The sequence below is a fragment of the Bacillus cereus group sp. Sample62 genome (assembly GCF_036851315.1).
GTDB classification, from domain to species: Bacteria; Bacillota; Bacilli; order Bacillales; family Bacillaceae_G; genus Bacillus_A; species Bacillus_A wiedmannii.
In genome coordinates this window covers 1,696,603-1,714,190 of record NZ_JAFLPK010000001.1, presented here as the reverse complement: position 1 = coordinate 1,714,190, position 17,588 = coordinate 1,696,603, and the positions used below count along the sequence as shown (strand labels likewise).

Here is a 17,588-nt window from a genome sequence, read left to right as displayed (position 1 = left end):
CCTTTTTATTTTTTCGGCACCAACAAAACTCCTAAACTAATAACAAAAAAGCTCATTATTTGCTGTGCTGATAAACCAAATAAAACCGAATTTTGTTCACTAACAAGCGAAATAATGATATGAGCAAAACCCTCAATAATTAGAAAAACACTTATATTCTTTCCATTTCCTAACCTTTCATTTTTCATCCATAGCATGCCCATTATACAAAGGGCAAGGATGATCTCGTATACAAAAATGGGGTGATATAAAAATTTAGATTCGTATATTTTCACACCCCAAGGCAATGTCGTTGGTACACCTACTTTTTGGTGGAATAAAAAATAAAAAACAATACTCATACATAATCCAATAGGCAAGGCATCAAGTAAAATACGAAGCGAAAATTGTCCCTTTTTACTTTTCCAAACAATATATATACTCGCAATTACACATCCTGCTATAATATGCTGCATACTTCCTACAGCTAATAGTGCCTGCAATGGCGACCTAAAAGCCCATACTGGATTTATAATTGCCGGTGCAAATTTCCACACAAATACGATGATTAGAAATGCATTTGTTACTGCATCCATCATTTTTTCATATGGTACACTTTCGTTCTTCATCTTTCGTTTCATCAACATAAATCCAAATAGACTTCCAATTATAATAGATACAGGTTGTAACCTCACGATCCACTCCATCAATACAAAATCCCCTCTTTAACTCTCAATTAATTTCTTAAATTTCTCTTCTAATTGATCTGGAGGTAATACGCCTCGTACTTGCTCTACTATAATTCCATCTTTATTAACAAAAAATGTCGTTGGTAAAGAAAATACTTTATAATCTAACCCAGCTACTCCATCCATATCTAGTAAAACCGGAAACTCAAACCCATAGCGATCCGCAAATGCACCTGCTTCTTGTACTGGGTCACTTACAGTTGCATTCACCGCAAAAATTTCAACGTCCTTTTTATATTTATCATACATACGAACTAAGTCAGGTGCCTCCATTTCACATGGACCACACCATGATGCCCAAAAATTAATAAGATATGGTTTTCCTTTTGCATCATTTAACGAATGCAGCTTCCCATCTAATCCTTTTAACGTTATGTTTGGTGCTTTAAATCCTACTTGTGGTAATACTTCTGTTTCTTGTAAATCCGCTTGCTTTGCTTTTCTTTCTTTTTCTTCTTTTTTTGTATTATAAAAATTAACTCCGGCCCAAATTAATGCCCCGGCCAGTATAATCGCAATTAGCTTCTTCACTTTTCTTCCTCCTCATTTTTAAAAGCCTGTAAATCCACCGAATAGACGAATAAAGAATGCGGTAATTTTCGTCATTTGATTTGTATACAATAAAACCCCTGTTACAATCATCATTCCACCGCCAATTTTCATCATGACATTGGCATATGTAACAATCCATTTTACCTTCCCAATAAAGAATGCCATCACGAAAAACGGAACCGCAAACCCAAGGGTATACGCTGTAATATAAAGAAGTGCTCCTTCAGGATTCGTTGCCCCAAGCATGAGTACAGCTGAAAATATCGGTCCAACACACGGCGTCCAACCCGCTGCATATGTCATACCGACTAAAATCGAGCGAATATATCCAGTCGATTTACTTCTGTATTGTACCTTTTTCTCTGCCATAAGCCACTTAGGTTGAAACAAACCTGTCATAAACAGTCCCATCAAAACAATAAAAATCCCACCAATTTGTTGAATCAATTTTTGGTTAGATGAAAATGTTATTCCAATCCAACTTACCGATAAACCTAACGCATAAAATATAACCGAAAATCCGATCATAAAAAATACGGTATGTATAATCGCTGATTTTTGCATAATTCCACGATTTTCTTTTAAATCTTGAATAGACACACCTGTAATATAAGATAAATAAGATGGATATAGCGGTAAAGAACATGGTGATATAAATGACAATACCCCTGCCCCAGCTACAAGCCAAATTGTTAAATCTGCTGCATTCATTTTATTCCCCCTATAGCACTACAATAAGTAGTGTTAATTCTTAAAAAAAGAGGCTATATGCACTCTCCGACAATAAGTACAACCGACATACAGAATAAACCTACTGTTACATATACCGAATTCGTATGTAACGGAATAGTAAGCTTAACAACTTTTTCATTTAACACTTGCTCGATTCGTAAATTTATTGCTGTTTTTGCAAATGAAGCTGTAACACATCGATTTTCCATTATCTTTATTTTAATTAATTTTAATAACGCGCTACCTAACTCAAATGAAGATTCCATTTTTTGCATCGCATATTTATCAGCAGCTAGCTCCTGATACGTGTGATACCGCTGTAACAACCCTTTTAATATCGGTATGTACATCATTCCTTCTGCTAATAACGTAAAACAAAGTAATTTTAAAGGATCACGATTATTTTGATGATATTCTTCATGGAAAATAATTGCATCCATTTCTTCATCTGAAAATGTTTGAAGCATCCCTTCTGACATGACAACTTTCGGACGAAATAGCCCAATTGTAAATGCCGCAACTTCCGTAGTCGGCAATATATATATTTGTTTTCCTTTTCGGATGAAGGGGATAAGTACTTTTTGTAATTTTTTACTATAGAAAAACTGTCGCCAAATTCTTTTGCACACTATGAGTACTGTAAGTAATAGTAATCCAGCAATTATAATACGAATGAGCGATAATTCCTTCATATGTTGTTCTAATTGAAACAAGCAAAAATTTGAAAGAAAAAGCATCTTATTTTGAAACAGAAATGGATATGTAACGTAATACACTAACATACTGAAAAAGAGGGTACTAACAATTACTGCTAAAAATACGATTTTACGCATTTGCCATTTCATTTCATTAATCCTCTTTTTTTAACTGACTCAATTTGTCTTCTAACTTTTTTATTAAAGTCGGATCAGCTTGCTCTAACTCATCTAGCATATGATTTACAACTAAATCTCCAAATTCCCCCATCAATTCCTGTGTCATTTTCTTCGTTTGATTGGATAAGAATTCTTCTTTTGTTTGTACAGCACGATATATGCCACTTCTTTTTATAGTATGTTTTTCTAAGTGTAATTTCTCTACTAACCTGTTCATAACTGTCATAACAGTGTTAAAATTCACAGGTGATTCTTCACTTAATTTCTGCTGCACTTCTTTAATCGTAATACCTTCGTTAGACCAAACAATCTCCATAATTTTCGCTTCAAGCGGTCCAAAGAAATGATTTAACCCTTGCTCATTTAACTTATAGTTTTGAGTAAACATAGTATAGCTCCTTTCACACTACGAATTGTAGTATAAATTGAATGAAAGGTCAAATGCGAATGAGATACACTAAAATTCACTACCTATAAATACATAGGCCATTCCATTCATTTTAAACCTAATTTTTCTCCAAATGTATCAAAGAGATACTGTTCTAATATTTGTACACTAAACTTCTCATTACGCCCAAGTGCAAATAATTCCCGATCTTTCGCTACGATAGTATCTAACGGAATAACAACATTATCCACTATTTTTGTAATTTCAATGATGTTACTTTTTACATTTACCTCTGTTTTAAATTCAACATTTTCTAATACGATATGTGAACGTCTTCCTGATGTAAAAAAAGTAAAATTAGGATTTTTAACAACGCCTATTTCAGCCTCTAACGCATATAAATAGTGAAAAATTATATCTCTATGTCCATCTTTTATTATTTTTTCATCCTTCTCATCATCTAAGTATTCTTTCACCTTCGCTGCAAACTCAAATCGAAAATCCACCTTTTTCACGCTCCCTCTTTGTATTTTTATATTAAATAAATATATTGAAATAATTTTACCATATTGTAATACAAGTTCCTATTAAAAGTAAAAAACGATTTGTGAAATCTCTATTATTTCCGATTCCTTTTTAAAATATAAACACTAATTCAATATGAATTCATGCTTCGTTATATCCATTTAAACATATTGTTTCCATATTTTGAAACAATAGTATGAAGTGTTATATATCGATAAAATGAAACTTTAATCATTGGGGGTTGTTGATCCCCCGTCTAACTTCTTTGCTTTCGCTGAATTTTGAGTTGGGGGTCTTACTCCCCAGCAAATAGCGGGATAAATTGTTTCTAATTCATTTTTCTATTTAGCTATCATCACCTTTACTATTCCAATATACCGAAACTACATTTTCTACTTATTCATTACATGAGAGAAGGAATGTTACTCTCTTCTATCGAATTTTTATATAACAAAAATGATTAGGTGGTGCTTTACTATGAAATTAGCTGTCATTGGTGGCGGTGATTTACAAGATTCAAATCACTCGCCTATTAATGAGCGACTTATAGAATTAACAAATAAACAGTATCCAAAAGTATTATTCATTCCTACAGCTAGTCATGATGATGAAAGCTATATCAAGCTATTTTTAGACACGTTCGAAAAACAATTACACTGTGAAGTACAAATTTTACGTACTATAGCTGATACACCTTCTAAATATGAAATAGACGAAATGATTCAGTCTGCTGATTTAATTTATCTCGGTGGCGGGAACTATATTCACATGCTTACACAATGGAAAGAACTTAAACTCGATGAAAAATTACTATTGGCTCTGCAACAAGGAACACTCATTGCGGGGTATAGCGCTGGTGCTATGTGTTGGTTCACATCTAGTATCCGATCAGATTATGAAGGCTCTGGTTATATAGAGTGTAACGGTTGGGGGATTGTGAACAAAAGATTTTGTCCACATTATAATCAATTAAATAGAATGAACGCCTTCCACTCCTTTTTACAAAACCATCAAGGTAATATAGAAGGAATTGCACTAGAGGATAATTGCGCTCTATATATTACAGAAGAATCTTTTGAAATTATCGGTGAACCTGAAAAAGCGTGGGAGTTTTATATGAGTGATAACAAGCTCATAAGACAACATTTTGATATCACTTTAAAAAGCTATTTGTAAACCTACACTTACAAAAAATGTCCCTAAGTATAATAACTTAGGGACATTTGCATGATTTAACTCACTAATCGTGTAATTCGTTTCTTCTGCCATGAAAGCTTATAATATGCATACTGTAATATTAAGCTGACAATAAATGCTGCTGGGTACCCAATCCATATCCCTTCTATGCCAAGACTTGTATGGTAAGAAAGGTAATACGCTACAGGTACTTCAACAAGCCAAATTGATACAACGCCGATAACAGTTGGCCATAATACTGTACCACTTGCTCGCATTGTTGCACTAATAATTTGCGCATGCCCGAAAATTAAATAACTCCATAATGTAATCATAACTAGGCTATGAGCAATTTCAATTGTAGTTTGACTCGTTAAAAATAGTGATAGAATGTCTCTTGAGAACAAGTAAATAAGAGATATTAGCACACCACCGATGACGTAGTTCATAATAATTCCGGCCTTCACAACTTTCTGCAATCTATCAAATTGATTCGCACCAATTGATTGTGCTGCAAAAATGGAAACTGTAATACCAAGGCTAACTGCTGGCATTTGTACATAACTTGCAACCTGATTCACGACGCCATATGCCGCTGTTGCATCCGAACCGTAACGATTTACAAACGCGATGACCGCAATTTCAGATAATGAAACTAATATCATATTAATACTCGCTGGAATTCCGAGTCGTAGCAATAGCTTCAATAACTCCCTATCCATGCGAAGATATTTCCTTACCGTACTATCTAATTGTAGTGGGTGATTTTTCTTCTTTAAATACACCAACATGACAATAAACGTAATAACTGTAGATATAACAGAAGCATAGGCTGCTCCATACACATCTAATTTCGGAGCTCCTAACCATCCGAAAATAAGAATCGGCAATAAGATCATATTTAGCGCTGTACTTACAATTAAAAAGTAAAATGGCGTTTTAGAATCTCCTGTACCTCTCATAAACGTTGTGTATGCAAAATATAAAAATAAGACTGGCATCGATATAAATAAAATACGCGCATAATGAACACTTATATCAATAATATTTTCTGGTGTTCCCATAAGGCGCATAATATCCATCGCAAAAATACTACCTACTATCGCCAACACAACTCCAATAATAAAGGTAAATGTCAGTGTCGTACCAACGATCGCTTTTAAACGATCTTCGTTTTTAGCACCAAACGCCTGACCAATTAAAATCGAACTACCTGAACCAATACCAATCACAAATGAAACGAGTAAGAAGAATAGCGGGAAGAATGCTGATATGGCTGCTAAATCATTCACTCCAAGCCATCTTCCTACTACTACCATACCGAATAATTGTCCAATCGATTGTAATACATTACTTAATAGTAACGGTACTAAAAACATGGACATCGACTTCCAAATCGGTTTGCTCTCACTTTCTAACTTATGTGAATCCGCACCTTCTTTATTGTTATCTGTAGGTGGTTTCAAGTTTCATTTCTCCTTTTATTAAAAATCTGTTTTTCAACTTCTATCTCTTTGTATAGTTGTTATAATAATGTGCTTCTATTCATTTTCTTTTCCGTATGATTATAACTTCACCCAATATTGGCTTCCATCAGCTGTTCTATCTAAAAACCCATATTCAATTAAATATCTTCTTAAAGTTACAAAATCCGGATATACACTTTCTATGACAGTATTTACTTCTTTTTCAGTGTACTTTTTATTACTATCAAACTTCGTCACTAAGTGGCGTAATATAATTAATTTACGCTTTTGCTTTTTCGGAAATGTAGAAAGCGGTCCATCCAATCCTTCTGTAAAGTGTGCTTTTAATACTTCATCATTTTCTTCTTCCGTAATATTGTAGCGATCATCTACCATCGTTGCTGTTCTATGAATGGGTACAAATTTCGTTTGTACTTTTGATTTTTCTTCTGATAGTTCCATTAACGCTAAAAACACTTTCGCTTGCTTCATTTTCTCTCGAAGTGTAAATCGATGATTTCGAATGGTCGAAGTACTTCCGCCATCCATCTCGTTTACAATCTCTTTATCATTCAGCCCCATATGGAAAAACTGAACCATTTTCTTTTGCAAATCCGTTAAACCAGTATACTTCTTATCAAGGTTTAATAAATAATCAAACATAGACGTGTGTTCATTTTGCACATGCAATTGTACAAACTTCTCTGCTTCATACAAAACTTGATTATCTTGATAAATAATCCCCTTAATAAACGCTTCTCCACAAGCTAAACAAATATACTCCTCTGCTTCCGCTTCAAACACATACCCTTTCTTCAATTTCTCAACCGACGCATCCCAAAACTTCTCTGAAATATCATTCATACTAAACACTCCTTTAAAATGTTTATCTAAAAACAGACATTTTCCAATAACGTTTACTATCGCTTCATCATCTTAACATAAAACAAACAAACACTTCAACGTTTCGTTTACCCATTTTATAAACTTTTATAAAAACATCTATTATATATTCTTTAAAAAGGAAATCAAGCAACAAAAAACGAATGTATTTAATGAATGAATTACGATAGGATGTGAAACAAAACATGACTATTTTACAAGACCCATGGTTTACTGTTAAACAAATTGCCCAAAATACATATGCGATTAGTGAATATGGACATTGGGAGAAAGTACATTCCTTCTTACTTGTAGGCGATACTACCGCACTCCTTATCGATACTGGACTAGGTATCGATAATCTGAAGCGTATAACTGACCAACTAACAAACTTACCAATTATTGTTGTCACAACACATGTCCATTGGGATCATATCGGTAGTCACGCACAATTTGAAGAAATCTATGTACATGCTTTAGAGGCGGATTGGCTCATTAATGGCATAAAAGGACTTCCTATTACTCAAATTAGGCACGACATCGCTCGTGATATTACTTTACCTACACCTAAAACATTTCAACCTGAAACATTCAAACCCTTTCAAGGAACACCAACAAAATTACTACAAGATGGAGATATGATTGATATCGGAAAAAGGAAAATTCAAATTATACATACGCCAGGTCACTCACCGGGGCATATTTGCCTATACGATTATGAAACTTCTTTTTTATTCACAGGAGATTTACTTTATGAAGGCACAATTTTTGCATTTTATCCATCAACAAACCCTGTAGATTTAGTCCAGTCTCTAAATAAAATTACAAACCTCTTTCCTATTAAACAAATTTTCGGTTCACATCATACCCTCGGCCTTTCACCTGTTATATTGAAAGAAGTGAAATATGCTATTCAATATTTAAATGATAAAGAGCTGATTAAACATGGGACTGGTATTCACACATTCCAAAACTTCAGCCTTCAATTTTAACTACAAAAAAGGTGTTTCCGTATACGAAAACACCTTTTACTCATTATATATTCTATTTACAACCTCTACTAAAGCTTTACTTACCTGTACAAATGTATGCTTTCGGTTTCCAACCTCAATAAATTTATTAGCACAACTACCCATAATTATCATACAAATAATTATGACTAACGCTACCTTTCTATTCTTGTAAGTCACTTCAGGCCACTCCACTATTACAAAACTTCTTTTGAATTTATCCCATCAAGAAATTTTACATGAATAATAAGCCGAAGGAATATGCAATTCTGCATATTCACACGTTTTATCACGATGTTATGATTTAATTTACTTAAAGAACACGTATACCGGGGTGACTAACTTGAAATTTAAAGCGAAAAAAAATCCATTTCACTTCATTTTTATTTCATTATTTATAATCATTTTTTTCACTCTCATGATGCTGTTAAATATCGTGAATCTTTCTTCATTCTATTTCTCTCACTACAACGTAACGGAATCCTCTCTTGTTGTAAAACATGGTTTCATACTGCGTACTGAAATTCCATTTGAAGATATTCGCCATATTACATACTCTGGCAAAACACTTCGCTCAGAAAAGTGGACTAGGCAGCAATTAGAAATCCATTACAATTTATTTGATTCTGTGACAACTTTCGTACCTCAAGAAGAAGAAAAGTTCATTTCACTCTTAAAAAAAAACTGTCCACAAATGAAAGTATTGAATATGCCTGCTAACAAATAATATATTTTGGCACTTGTAGTACAAATGGAGAGATTTAAAAATAAATACTAAAAAAAGCCAAAGTTCTAAACAAAGAACCTTGGCTTTTTTTATTACTCTTTCGGCGCAATCATTTTTTTCGGATCGACAATTTCATCAAATTGTTCTTCTGTTAGTAGTCCAGATTGCAGTGCTGCTTCTTTTAGCGTTAACCCTTCTTTATGAGCATGCTTCGCAATTTTCGCTGCATTTTCATATCCGATATGCGGGTTTAATGCTGTAACAAGCATTAAGGAACGATCCACATTCTCTTTAATTACTTCTTCATCTGCTTCAATACCAACTGCACAATTATCATTAAATGAAACAATTGCATCTGCTAATAAGTGAGCGGATTGTAAGAAGTTATATGCAATAACAGGTTTAAATACGTTTAACTCAAAATTACCTTGACTCGCAGCAAATCCGATTGTTGCGTCATTTCCCATCACTTGCGCAACAACCATCGTTAACGCTTCACTTTGCGTTGGATTTACTTTACCTGGCATAATAGAGCTTCCTGGCTCATTTGCCGGAATAATAATTTCTCCTAGACCACTACGTGGACCACTTGCCAGCCAGCGCACATCGTTAGCAATCTTCATTAAATCAGCTGCTAATGCTTTTAATGCACCATGCGTATACACAGCTTCATCATGGCTCGTTAATGCGTGGAATTTATTTGGTGCAGAAATAAATTGCTTACCTGTAAATTGGCTAATTTCCTCTGACACCATCTCACCGAATTTTGGATGAGCATTAATACCTGTTCCAACTGCAGTACCACCAATCGCAAGCTCTTTCATATATGTATTGCTCTCAGCAATCATACGCTCTGTTTTTTCAAGCATACGGTGCCATCCGCTAATTTCTTGTCCTAATGTTAACGGTGTTGCATCTTGTAAGTGTGTACGACCAATTTTTATAATATGTTCAAATGCAGTTACTTTTTCTGCTAGCGTTTCTTTTAATTTCGTAATTGCTGGTAATACGTGATTTTCTACTGCAATTACACATGCTACATGAAGTGCTGTTGGAAATGTATCATTTGAACTTTGAGACATGTTCACATCATCATTCGGATGAATATGTACGTCAGATCCCTTCTCTTTCAAAATTTGATTCCCTCGATTTGCAATTACTTCATTCACGTTCATGTTTGACTGTGTACCACTACCCGTTTGCCATACGACAAGTGGAAAATGTTCATTCCATTTCCCTGCAATCACTTCGTCAGCTGCTGCCACAATTGCTTCTGCTTTTTCGTCTGATAGCTTTCCTAATTTTTGATTACTAAGTGCTGCACTCTTCTTTAATATGGCAAATGCTTTTACAATTTCAAGCGGCATTTGCTCTGTTCCAATCGGGAAGTTTTCTTTACTACGTTGCGTTTGTGCTGCCCATAATTTATCAGCTGGAACTTTTATTTCTCCTATTGTATCTCTTTCAATTCTGTACTCCATTTTTTCATCCCCTTGAAAATAAAATACCTACATTTCTTATTTTAACAGACTTTCACACAAATGATAAGAATTCTCACTCGTATATATAAAAAAATACCTCCTGCCATCGCAGAAGGTATTTTTTTATGATGCTTGCTTTCCTTTTTCAACGTCATCTACATACCAAATGAATTTACCTGTATATCCGTAAATAACTGCTAAAATTAACGATACGAAGCTTAACCACATAAATGGAACGTATGAGAACGTTGCTACACCTAAAATACCAGCCATAAAAATACCATTATCAGACCATGGCACCATACCTGAAGTTAACGTTCCACCTACTTCTGAGTTACGTGCTAATACACGTCGGTCTATTTTTAATTTATCATAGCTATCTTCCATAATTTTCGGTGTTAAAATTAGTGATACGTACATCGCACAACCAAATATATTCGCTAAGAATGCTACGATTAATGTAGACAATGTTACATTACCTGCAGAATTTAATTTCTTCTCAAATTTAGATACGATTACTTTTAAAACTCCTAGTTTTTCAAGTAATCCACCAAATCCTAAACCGAAAATAATAACGGCTACTGAACCAAGCATACCGTTAATTCCACCACGGTTTAATAACTTGTCAACAAATTCAACACCAGATTGAATTGAGAATCCATTATACGCTGTTCCAATCGCCTCTCCAAAGTTCATTCCTTGGAAAAGAGTTGCCCAAATTGCACCAATTAAAGCTCCCATTGCAATTGTTGGCATAGACGGTTTCTTCATCGCTAATAGAGCGATAACAACGACCGCCGGAACAAGCATCCATATTTTAATATCAAATTCCTTTAATAAAGCTTCTTTTAAAAACTCTACTCGATTCAAATCTACATTATCGCCGCCATACATCCAACCAGCTACAGTAAACATAATGCTAGTAATAATATAAGCCGGAACATCTAATACGAGCATAGCTCGAACGTGAGCAATAACATCTACTTTTGCCATAGACGCTGCAAGAACTGTACTATCAGAAAGTGGTGATAATTTATCGCCGAAATAAGCTCCTGAAAGAACTGCACCGGCAACAAGCGGAAGAGGTAAGCCAAGTCCTTCACCAATCGCCATCATAGCAATACCTGCTGTTCCGACTGTTCCCCATGATGTTCCTGTTGCGATAGAAGTTATCGAACAAATAATTAATGTTGCTAATAGGAATATGCTAGGGTGAATAAACTCTAATCCATAATAGATTAATGTTGGTACTACGCCACCAGCAATCCAAGTTCCAATTAAAGCACCTACCGCAACTAAAATCAGTATTGCTTCTAATCCGTTAGAAATCCCTTTCGTAATTGCATCTTGCAATTCTTGATAACGAAATCCTAATCTTAATCCAAGCGCAATTACTAAAAACCATGAAATAAATAGCGCTAATTGAATTGGGAGATCAAAAATCGTTTGGAAGGAAAAGACAACAGCAAGAAATAGTAATAAAAGAACTATGATTTCTAGCATCGATGGTAATCTTACACTTTTCATTTTTTTCTCTCCTTACAAGTCGATAACATGACGTGTGTCGTCTTACATGTATGTAATATACAATTAGCGAAGACAAAACAAAATTTTCATATTATTTCGATTTATTTTTCCAGTATAATATAACACCTTTTCTATTGTAAAAGTAGATGTTACTTTTCGCAATGGAAAATATAAAAAATGTTACATTTTTATATAGAACAATCCAAAAATAACTTTTTTAATATTTTCCATAACAAATTTTTCACTATTATCCTCACCTTTTAAGGACTACCATTTTTCCCCACAAAAAAGCACACATCATTAAAATGATGCATGCTCCACTTTTATTTATACATATCTTGTATTTCTTCTTTATTTTTAAGTATTTCCACAAACTTATCACTACAACCTTTCGGAAATAACACTCCGAGCCCGTATGAATGCTCAAACTGAAAATGAGGGTACTTCGCTTTGACCTCATCCCAAAATTTATACACGCCGAAATTTCGATCTTTCACCTCAATATCGTGAAATAACACGATACCGTTATTCGCAAGTTTCGGTAGCCATGTTTTATAGTCATGAGAAACTGCTTCATACGTATGATAGCCATCAATATGCAACAAATTTATCGTTCCATCTTGAAACTGATCCACGGCCTCATCAAAAGTAGACCGAATTAAATTCCCTATTTGAGGATAACTCGCGCTCACGAATTTACTCACTATTTGAAAAACACCTTCTCCATATGGACCTGTGTGCTCATCTCCTGCCCAAGTATCTACAGCAAAACATTTTGTAGATACTCCTCCATCTTTTACCCCTTGGCAAAAACTAAAAAAAGAAGCTCCTAAATGTGTACCTAACTCAACTAATATTTCTGGTTTTTCAAATCTTACTAAATCATAAGCGAAGTTTAAATGTCCCACCCACGCAGAGTTCATTCGAATATATGGACTATATTGATCAAATTCAAATGTTGGTTTATAAGTAACCCAGCTCATCACATTTCTCCTTCTACACATATTTTTAACAAACCAAATTACTCTTATCTTTATTTTTTTAACCTCTTGATTATGATTTAATTTTATAATTTCATCTCGCTTTATTTCACCTACTCACTTGTATCCTACAACATAACTGGAACTACTAAAATTCCCACCTTCTAACACAGAAATTTCAGTTTATTTTTTATTCATTTCGTGATATATTGCATATTGTATCCAAAACAAATTTTTAGAAAAGGAGAATTAAAACTATATGGATCCAAATCGTTTAAAAGGAATCATTATGGTTGTAATTGGTGCTTGTTTATGGGGCTTGTCCGGGACAGCTGCACAACAACTTTTTCAATATGAAAATGTTTCTACTGAATGGTTAGTTACAATTCGTTTGCTTATATCAGGCGTTATCTTGCTCCTTATTTCATCATTCGGAACGAGAAAAAAAGAAATATTCGGCATATGGAAACAAAGATCTGATGCTACTAAAATGATATTGTTTGGCCTATTCGGTATGCTTGCTGTACAGTATACGTACTTCGCTTCTATTAAAGAAGGGAACGCTGCCGTCGCAACATTATTGCAATATTTAGCTCCTATATTTATTACTGTATACTTACTTTTCAAATGGAACGTTCGGCCATCAAAAATTGATTTCATTTCCATTACCCTTTCATTAGTAGGCACTTTTCTCTTACTAACAAACGGGTCTGTTCATAACTTGGCTGTTTCTACACCAGCTATTATTTGGGGTATTTTATCTGGATTATCTCTTGCTTTTTATAGTTTATATTCAAAGGGATTACTAGAACGGTGGTCTTCCTCTGTTATCGTTGGATGGGGCATGATTATTGGGGGTATTGGCGTTACGATTCTACACTTTATTTCTACAAACGAATTCATTTTATTATCGACTATGAAATATGTAAGACTAAGTACCCTACCGCTCATCACATTTGTCGTCATTTTTGGGACACTGATTGCATTTTATTTATACTTAGACAGCATACGATACCTGACTCCGAAAGAAACGACATTATTCGGTTGTATAGAACCACTCGCAGCTATTATTTCTTCTGTACTTATATTACACGTACCCTTCCAATCTTTTCAGTTATTAGGGGCTTTTTGTGTCATTGTAATGGTGCTCATCTTAAGCCAAAAACCGGATGAAGGAAAACAGGAATTAAAGTTTGTTCATGAGAAAAAAGAAAATATACAATGAAAGGATTGAATTCACTATGCCTGTCCCTCAAAATTATAAAAAACAAGGAAGAGTTTCGGCAAAATCACTCGTTTTAAATCAACTACAAGATTGGATTATTGAAGGTGTACTGCAACCTGATGAAAAAATTAATGATGGGGAATTGGCCGAAGCACTAGGAGTAAGCAGAACACCTGTAAGAGAAGCACTTCAAATATTAGAGCTTTCTGGATTAGTGGAAATGGTACCTGGGCAAAAAACAAAAATTGCCCCCATTAAGTTAGACGACATTCCTATTATTTATGAAACGATGGCTGGTCTTCACTCTATTATAGGAAAGCAAGCTCTTCAAAACATTACAGACGGTGATTTGAAACTACTTTCTGAAATAAATGATGATTTTCAGCGCTCTATAGAGAAGAAAAACGCAAAACAAGCTTTAAAACTAGATATACAATTTCACAATACAATTTCTTCTATTGCTAAAAACCAATATATTGAACCATTTCTAGAAAATATGCAACTTCATGTTCTACGCCTTGAATATTTGTTTTTCCAAAATTTTGTTCCAGCAAGTCAATCTATTGAAGAACATCACTCCATCATTCAAGCACTGCAAAAGCAGGACGAAAAACAAATGGAACAAATGATGTCTCAAAACTGGCTCCGTCCAATGAAAGAAATATCAAGAATAATTTCTACGAAATAATAATAGAGCTGGTTACACACAATCGTAACCAGCTCACCTTTTGCTAATCTATATAGTTACGCCTGAATATCTGCATATTCTTCCATATCTTCGTACTCTTTTTCCAATTCCTCTAAAGACAGCTCGTATAATTGTCGGTCGCGAATTTTAAACACACCTGCTCCAATTAACTCATCAATTAAATGCCTCTTACGATTTTCAACAGCAAAACGGAGTTGACTACTCATCTTTAAAAAAACTCCTTTCTACGATCATTGAAAATGATAATCTTTATCAATTACCACTTTTGATTATAAAAGATGACTCTTTATAAGTAAAGTAATTTCATGAAATATTTACCTTACAAAGTATTTGTGGCCACATTATATATATGTATGCCGTGCGAAAAATGTTATGACACTTTTTCTTATCCTTTTTCTTTCATACTTTGCAAGTTGTCTCACTATGATTAAATTCACCATCTATTTCTACTTGAATGGTGACATGTTCTACATGAAACTTCTCCTTTAATACATCTGTAGCCTCTTTTAATACATTTTGCGTTTCATCACCTTTAATAATCAAATGGCAAGTTAATACTTGAAAATCAGATGTGACAGACCATATGTGCAAATCATGAACTTCTTTTACAACCGTAATATTTAATAATGTACTTTTTACCTCTTCAACATTTATGTGCTGCGGTGCACCTTCCATTAATATATGAACCGTATCACGTGTTACACGCCATCCGCTAATAATGACTAAAATAGACACAAGAATACTAGCAATCGCATCAGCAACAGTCCATCCGAAAAATTTAATACATAGCGCTGCAATAATCGCTCCGACTGATCCTAATAGATCGCCTAATACGTGTAGGAAAGCACTTCTTAAATTCAAGTTGCCCTTCACATCTCCGCCTCTCATTAATATCCAAGCTGATAAAATATTAATAAGCAGACCAAGTACAGCAATAATGAGCATCCCATTACTAGCAATCTCAACTGGTTCTTTAAAACGGCGAATTGCTTCAATAAAAATGTATAATGAAATGACAATAAGAACGACACCGTTACATAATGCCGCTAACATTTCGACTCGCTTATACCCGTATGTTTTCGCAGTTGTTGCTGTTTTTTCTCCGAGCTTGAACGCAAGTAAACTTAACGCTAACGATACTGCATCACTTAACATATGCCCCGCGTCAGATAGTAGTGCTAAACTATTTGTTACAAATCCCCCAATTACTTCAGCAATCATAAAACTTGTCGTTAATACGAAAGCAATTAGTAGCGCTTTTTTATTGTTAGAATGACCGTGATCATGTGAATGTCCCATACCAATACTCCTTTAAGTGCAATATCTGTATGTTAGTATGAAACAAATTCCCCCTCTTTATCCCCCATGAACTGCCCATAAACGTCCGCTTCCTCTACCTACACACTTCGCTATTTTTCAAACAAGTCCTTTTTCTCAACAAAAAATAAGACTACTTCTTTTTCAGCTTCATATTGTTTACTAATGAAAGAATTTTTAAGGAGGTTACGAAAATGAAACGTTTATTTCTCTGTATGGAGCGAGAACTTGTTGTAGTGAAAGAACAATATGGTCACTTTGAGAAAGCGTATCACTTACAAAATATGCAACCTACCTGTATCGCTGTTGATCCATTTCAAAAGAATCGTGTATACTGCGGAACATTTGGACGAGGTTTATGGTTAAGCGACGATGGCGGGGATTCGTGGAAACCGATTGGAGATTCATATCGTTACTTTGATTTCCCTAAAGAAGATGGGATTTTACACTCTTCGATTACTTCCATTACGATAAGCCCTAATGAACAAGTTAACGGATATGGCGTCGTTTATGTAGGAACAGAACCTAGTGCTTTATTCCGTTCAGAAAATGGTGGTGAAACGTGGACTGAACTTAAAAATATGAAATCATTATTATCTTCTTATACGTGGGCTTTTCCGCCTAGACCTTTTACCCATCATGTACGCTGGATTACAGTTGATCCAAACAATCCAAATACAATCCATGTTTCAATTGAAGCTGGTGCTGTTATTCAAAGTAATGATAGAGGGCATACTTGGATTGATAAAAAATTCGGTGCTCCTATCGATGCGCATCAATTACTTATGCACCCTGACGCTCCAAATCGCCTTTATGCATCATGTGGTGACGGATTTATGGGCGGACCTGATCGCGCATACCTTGAAAGTTATAACAGCGGAAACAGCTGGATCTCATGCAGTGAAGGACTTGAACACCATTATTTATACAGCATGGCTATCGATCCGACTGATTGTGATACAATTCTCGTTTCTGCCGCACCGAGTGCTGACCTCGCTCATCACCGTATTCCTTATGAATCTTATATTTATCGTAAAACGAAAGATACTCCGTTCGAGCAAGTGCAGCAAGGACTACCATCTGCAATTGGTACAGTCATTTCAATGTTTGCAACAAATCCAGCAGAACCACATACATTTTACACTTTAAATAACAACGGCGTCTTTCAATCCAATGATAGCGGCGAATCTTGGGAACAACTACACATTCCGTGGAAAGATGAGTATAAAAAGCAGCATCCGCATGCGTTACTCGTAACTAGTTTTTAACGGAAAAGAGACTGCCTAAT

General features: G+C 34.7%; 19 protein-coding genes. 6 read left to right on the top strand and 13 right to left on the bottom strand.

Going from position 1 to position 17,588, the window contains the following annotated elements; genetic code table 11:
* Positions 1 to 5: 5 nt before the first annotated feature.
* The 6 genes from J0835_RS08765 to J0835_RS08740 form a co-directional block, all read right to left on the bottom strand.
* Positions 6 to 686, bottom strand: coding sequence for a prolipoprotein diacylglyceryl transferase family protein (locus tag J0835_RS08765; protein WP_087980109.1), 681 nt, complete (start codon positions 684 to 686; stop codon positions 6 to 8).
* Between the two features lie 18 nt (positions 687 to 704).
* Positions 705 to 1,259 (bottom strand): TlpA family protein disulfide reductase, encoded by a 555-nt coding sequence (locus tag J0835_RS08760; protein ID WP_087980108.1) that lies wholly within the window; start codon positions 1,257 to 1,259, stop codon positions 705 to 707.
* Positions 1,260 to 1,277: 18 nt separating this feature from the next.
* Complete coding sequence (gene ccdA, locus J0835_RS08755; RefSeq protein WP_087950260.1) at positions 1,278 to 1,991, bottom strand: cytochrome c-type biogenesis protein CcdA; 714 nt, start codon at positions 1,989 to 1,991, stop codon at positions 1,278 to 1,280.
* Between the two features lie 53 nt (positions 1,992 to 2,044).
* Positions 2,045 to 2,857: a M56 family metallopeptidase gene (locus J0835_RS08750; protein ID WP_087980107.1), complete on the bottom strand. Its 813-nt coding sequence runs from the start codon at positions 2,855 to 2,857 to the stop codon at positions 2,045 to 2,047.
* A 4-nt stretch (positions 2,858 to 2,861) separates the two neighbouring features.
* A complete protein-coding gene (locus J0835_RS08745) occupies positions 2,862 to 3,275 on the bottom strand; it encodes a BlaI/MecI/CopY family transcriptional regulator (protein WP_087980106.1) in 414 nt (137 codons plus the stop codon).
* A 107-nt stretch (positions 3,276 to 3,382) separates the two neighbouring features.
* Positions 3,383 to 3,781, bottom strand: a complete 399-nt coding sequence (locus tag J0835_RS08740; protein ID WP_140386725.1) for a DUF3942 family protein — start codon at positions 3,779 to 3,781, stop codon at positions 3,383 to 3,385.
* 496 nt (positions 3,782 to 4,277) lie between these two features.
* On the opposite strand from J0835_RS08740, the gene J0835_RS08735 reads away from it, so the two are divergent.
* A complete protein-coding gene (locus tag J0835_RS08735) occupies positions 4,278 to 4,976 on the top strand; it encodes a peptidase E (RefSeq protein ID WP_087980104.1) in 699 nt (232 codons plus the stop codon).
* A 56-nt stretch (positions 4,977 to 5,032) separates the two neighbouring features.
* On the opposite strand, the gene J0835_RS08730 is transcribed toward J0835_RS08735, so the two are convergent.
* Together J0835_RS08730 and J0835_RS08725 are read right to left on the bottom strand one after the other, a co-directional pair.
* The gene (locus J0835_RS08730; protein ID WP_087980103.1) at positions 5,033 to 6,442 is read right to left on the bottom strand and encodes an MATE family efflux transporter; all 1,410 of its coding nucleotides are present in this window, start codon (positions 6,440 to 6,442) and stop codon (positions 5,033 to 5,035) included.
* Between the two features lie 99 nt (positions 6,443 to 6,541).
* Positions 6,542 to 7,306: a DUF2087 domain-containing protein gene (locus J0835_RS08725; protein WP_087980102.1), complete on the bottom strand. Its 765-nt coding sequence runs from the start codon at positions 7,304 to 7,306 to the stop codon at positions 6,542 to 6,544.
* Positions 7,307 to 7,530: 224 nt separating this feature from the next.
* Here J0835_RS08725 and J0835_RS08720 point away from each other — a divergent pair, with 224 nt between their 5' ends.
* Together J0835_RS08720 and J0835_RS08715 are read left to right on the top strand one after the other, a co-directional pair.
* Entirely contained in the window at positions 7,531 to 8,316 is a 786-nt protein-coding gene (locus J0835_RS08720; RefSeq protein ID WP_087980101.1) for an MBL fold metallo-hydrolase, read from the top strand.
* Between the two features lie 361 nt (positions 8,317 to 8,677).
* Positions 8,678 to 9,061 (top strand): PH domain-containing protein, encoded by a 384-nt coding sequence (locus J0835_RS08715; RefSeq protein ID WP_087980099.1) that lies wholly within the window; start codon positions 8,678 to 8,680, stop codon positions 9,059 to 9,061.
* 92 nt (positions 9,062 to 9,153) lie between these two features.
* Here J0835_RS08715 and fumC read toward each other — a convergent pair whose 3' ends face one another.
* The 3 genes from fumC to J0835_RS08700 form a co-directional block, all read right to left on the bottom strand.
* On the bottom strand, positions 9,154 to 10,542 hold the full coding sequence (fumC, locus tag J0835_RS08710) for a class II fumarate hydratase (RefSeq protein WP_087980098.1): 1,389 nt from the start codon (positions 10,540 to 10,542) through the stop codon (positions 9,154 to 9,156).
* A gap of 123 nt (positions 10,543 to 10,665) precedes the next feature.
* A complete protein-coding gene (gene nhaC / locus J0835_RS08705; RefSeq protein WP_087980097.1) occupies positions 10,666 to 12,069 on the bottom strand; it encodes a Na+/H+ antiporter NhaC in 1,404 nt (467 codons plus the stop codon).
* Positions 12,070 to 12,392: 323 nt separating this feature from the next.
* On the bottom strand, positions 12,393 to 13,052 hold the full coding sequence (locus J0835_RS08700) for a class I SAM-dependent methyltransferase (protein WP_087980096.1): 660 nt from the start codon (positions 13,050 to 13,052) through the stop codon (positions 12,393 to 12,395).
* 256 nt (positions 13,053 to 13,308) lie between these two features.
* Between J0835_RS08700 and J0835_RS08695 the strand changes: the two genes are divergently transcribed.
* The gene (locus J0835_RS08695; RefSeq protein WP_087980095.1) at positions 13,309 to 14,274 is read left to right on the top strand and encodes a DMT family transporter; all 966 of its coding nucleotides are present in this window, start codon (positions 13,309 to 13,311) and stop codon (positions 14,272 to 14,274) included.
* Positions 14,275 to 14,290: 16 nt separating this feature from the next.
* Positions 14,291 to 14,962, top strand: coding sequence for a GntR family transcriptional regulator (locus J0835_RS08690; RefSeq protein ID WP_087980805.1), 672 nt, complete (start codon positions 14,291 to 14,293; stop codon positions 14,960 to 14,962).
* Positions 14,963 to 15,018: 56 nt separating this feature from the next.
* Here J0835_RS08690 and fbpA read toward each other — a convergent pair whose 3' ends face one another.
* Together fbpA and J0835_RS08680 are read right to left on the bottom strand one after the other, a co-directional pair.
* Positions 15,019 to 15,189 (bottom strand): Fur-regulated basic protein FbpA, encoded by a 171-nt coding sequence (fbpA, locus tag J0835_RS08685; protein WP_000098304.1) that lies wholly within the window; start codon positions 15,187 to 15,189, stop codon positions 15,019 to 15,021.
* Positions 15,190 to 15,382: 193 nt separating this feature from the next.
* Complete coding sequence (locus J0835_RS08680; RefSeq protein WP_087980094.1) at positions 15,383 to 16,282, bottom strand: cation diffusion facilitator family transporter; 900 nt, start codon at positions 16,280 to 16,282, stop codon at positions 15,383 to 15,385.
* Positions 16,283 to 16,494: 212 nt separating this feature from the next.
* On the opposite strand from J0835_RS08680, the gene J0835_RS08675 reads away from it, so the two are divergent.
* Positions 16,495 to 17,568, top strand: coding sequence for a WD40/YVTN/BNR-like repeat-containing protein (locus J0835_RS08675; protein ID WP_087980093.1), 1,074 nt, complete (start codon positions 16,495 to 16,497; stop codon positions 17,566 to 17,568).
* Positions 17,569 to 17,588: the final 20 nt, after the last annotated feature.

Bases quoted from the DNA above. Each gene is read 5' to 3' on its own strand.
- J0835_RS08765 (WP_087980109.1), bottom strand. From the start codon at position 686: ATGGAGTGGATCGTGAGGTTACAACCTGTATCTATTATAATTGGAAGT.
- ccdA (WP_087950260.1), bottom strand. From the start codon at position 1,991: ATGAATGCAGCAGATTTAACAATTTGGCTTGTAGCTGGGGCAGGGGTA.
- J0835_RS08750 (WP_087980107.1), bottom strand. From the start codon at position 2,857: ATGAAATGGCAAATGCGTAAAATCGTATTTTTAGCAGTAATTGTTAGT.
- J0835_RS08745 (WP_087980106.1), bottom strand. From the start codon at position 3,275: ATGTTTACTCAAAACTATAAGTTAAATGAGCAAGGGTTAAATCATTTC.
- J0835_RS08735 (WP_087980104.1), top strand. From the start codon at position 4,278: ATGAAATTAGCTGTCATTGGTGGCGGTGATTTACAAGATTCAAATCAC.
- J0835_RS08725 (WP_087980102.1), bottom strand. From the start codon at position 7,306: ATGAATGATATTTCAGAGAAGTTTTGGGATGCGTCGGTTGAGAAATTG.
- J0835_RS08720 (WP_087980101.1), top strand. From the start codon at position 7,531: ATGACTATTTTACAAGACCCATGGTTTACTGTTAAACAAATTGCCCAA.
- fumC (WP_087980098.1), bottom strand. From the start codon at position 10,542: ATGGAGTACAGAATTGAAAGAGATACAATAGGAGAAATAAAAGTTCCA.
- nhaC (WP_087980097.1), bottom strand. From the start codon at position 12,069: ATGAAAAGTGTAAGATTACCATCGATGCTAGAAATCATAGTTCTTTTA.
- J0835_RS08700 (WP_087980096.1), bottom strand. From the start codon at position 13,052: ATGAGCTGGGTTACTTATAAACCAACATTTGAATTTGATCAATATAGT.
- J0835_RS08695 (WP_087980095.1), top strand. From the start codon at position 13,309: ATGGATCCAAATCGTTTAAAAGGAATCATTATGGTTGTAATTGGTGCT.
- J0835_RS08690 (WP_087980805.1), top strand. From the start codon at position 14,291: ATGCCTGTCCCTCAAAATTATAAAAAACAAGGAAGAGTTTCGGCAAAA.
- fbpA (WP_000098304.1), bottom strand. From the start codon at position 15,189: ATGAGTAGTCAACTCCGTTTTGCTGTTGAAAATCGTAAGAGGCATTTA.
- J0835_RS08680 (WP_087980094.1), bottom strand. From the start codon at position 16,282: ATGGGACATTCACATGATCACGGTCATTCTAACAATAAAAAAGCGCTA.
- J0835_RS08675 (WP_087980093.1), top strand. From the start codon at position 16,495: ATGAAACGTTTATTTCTCTGTATGGAGCGAGAACTTGTTGTAGTGAAA.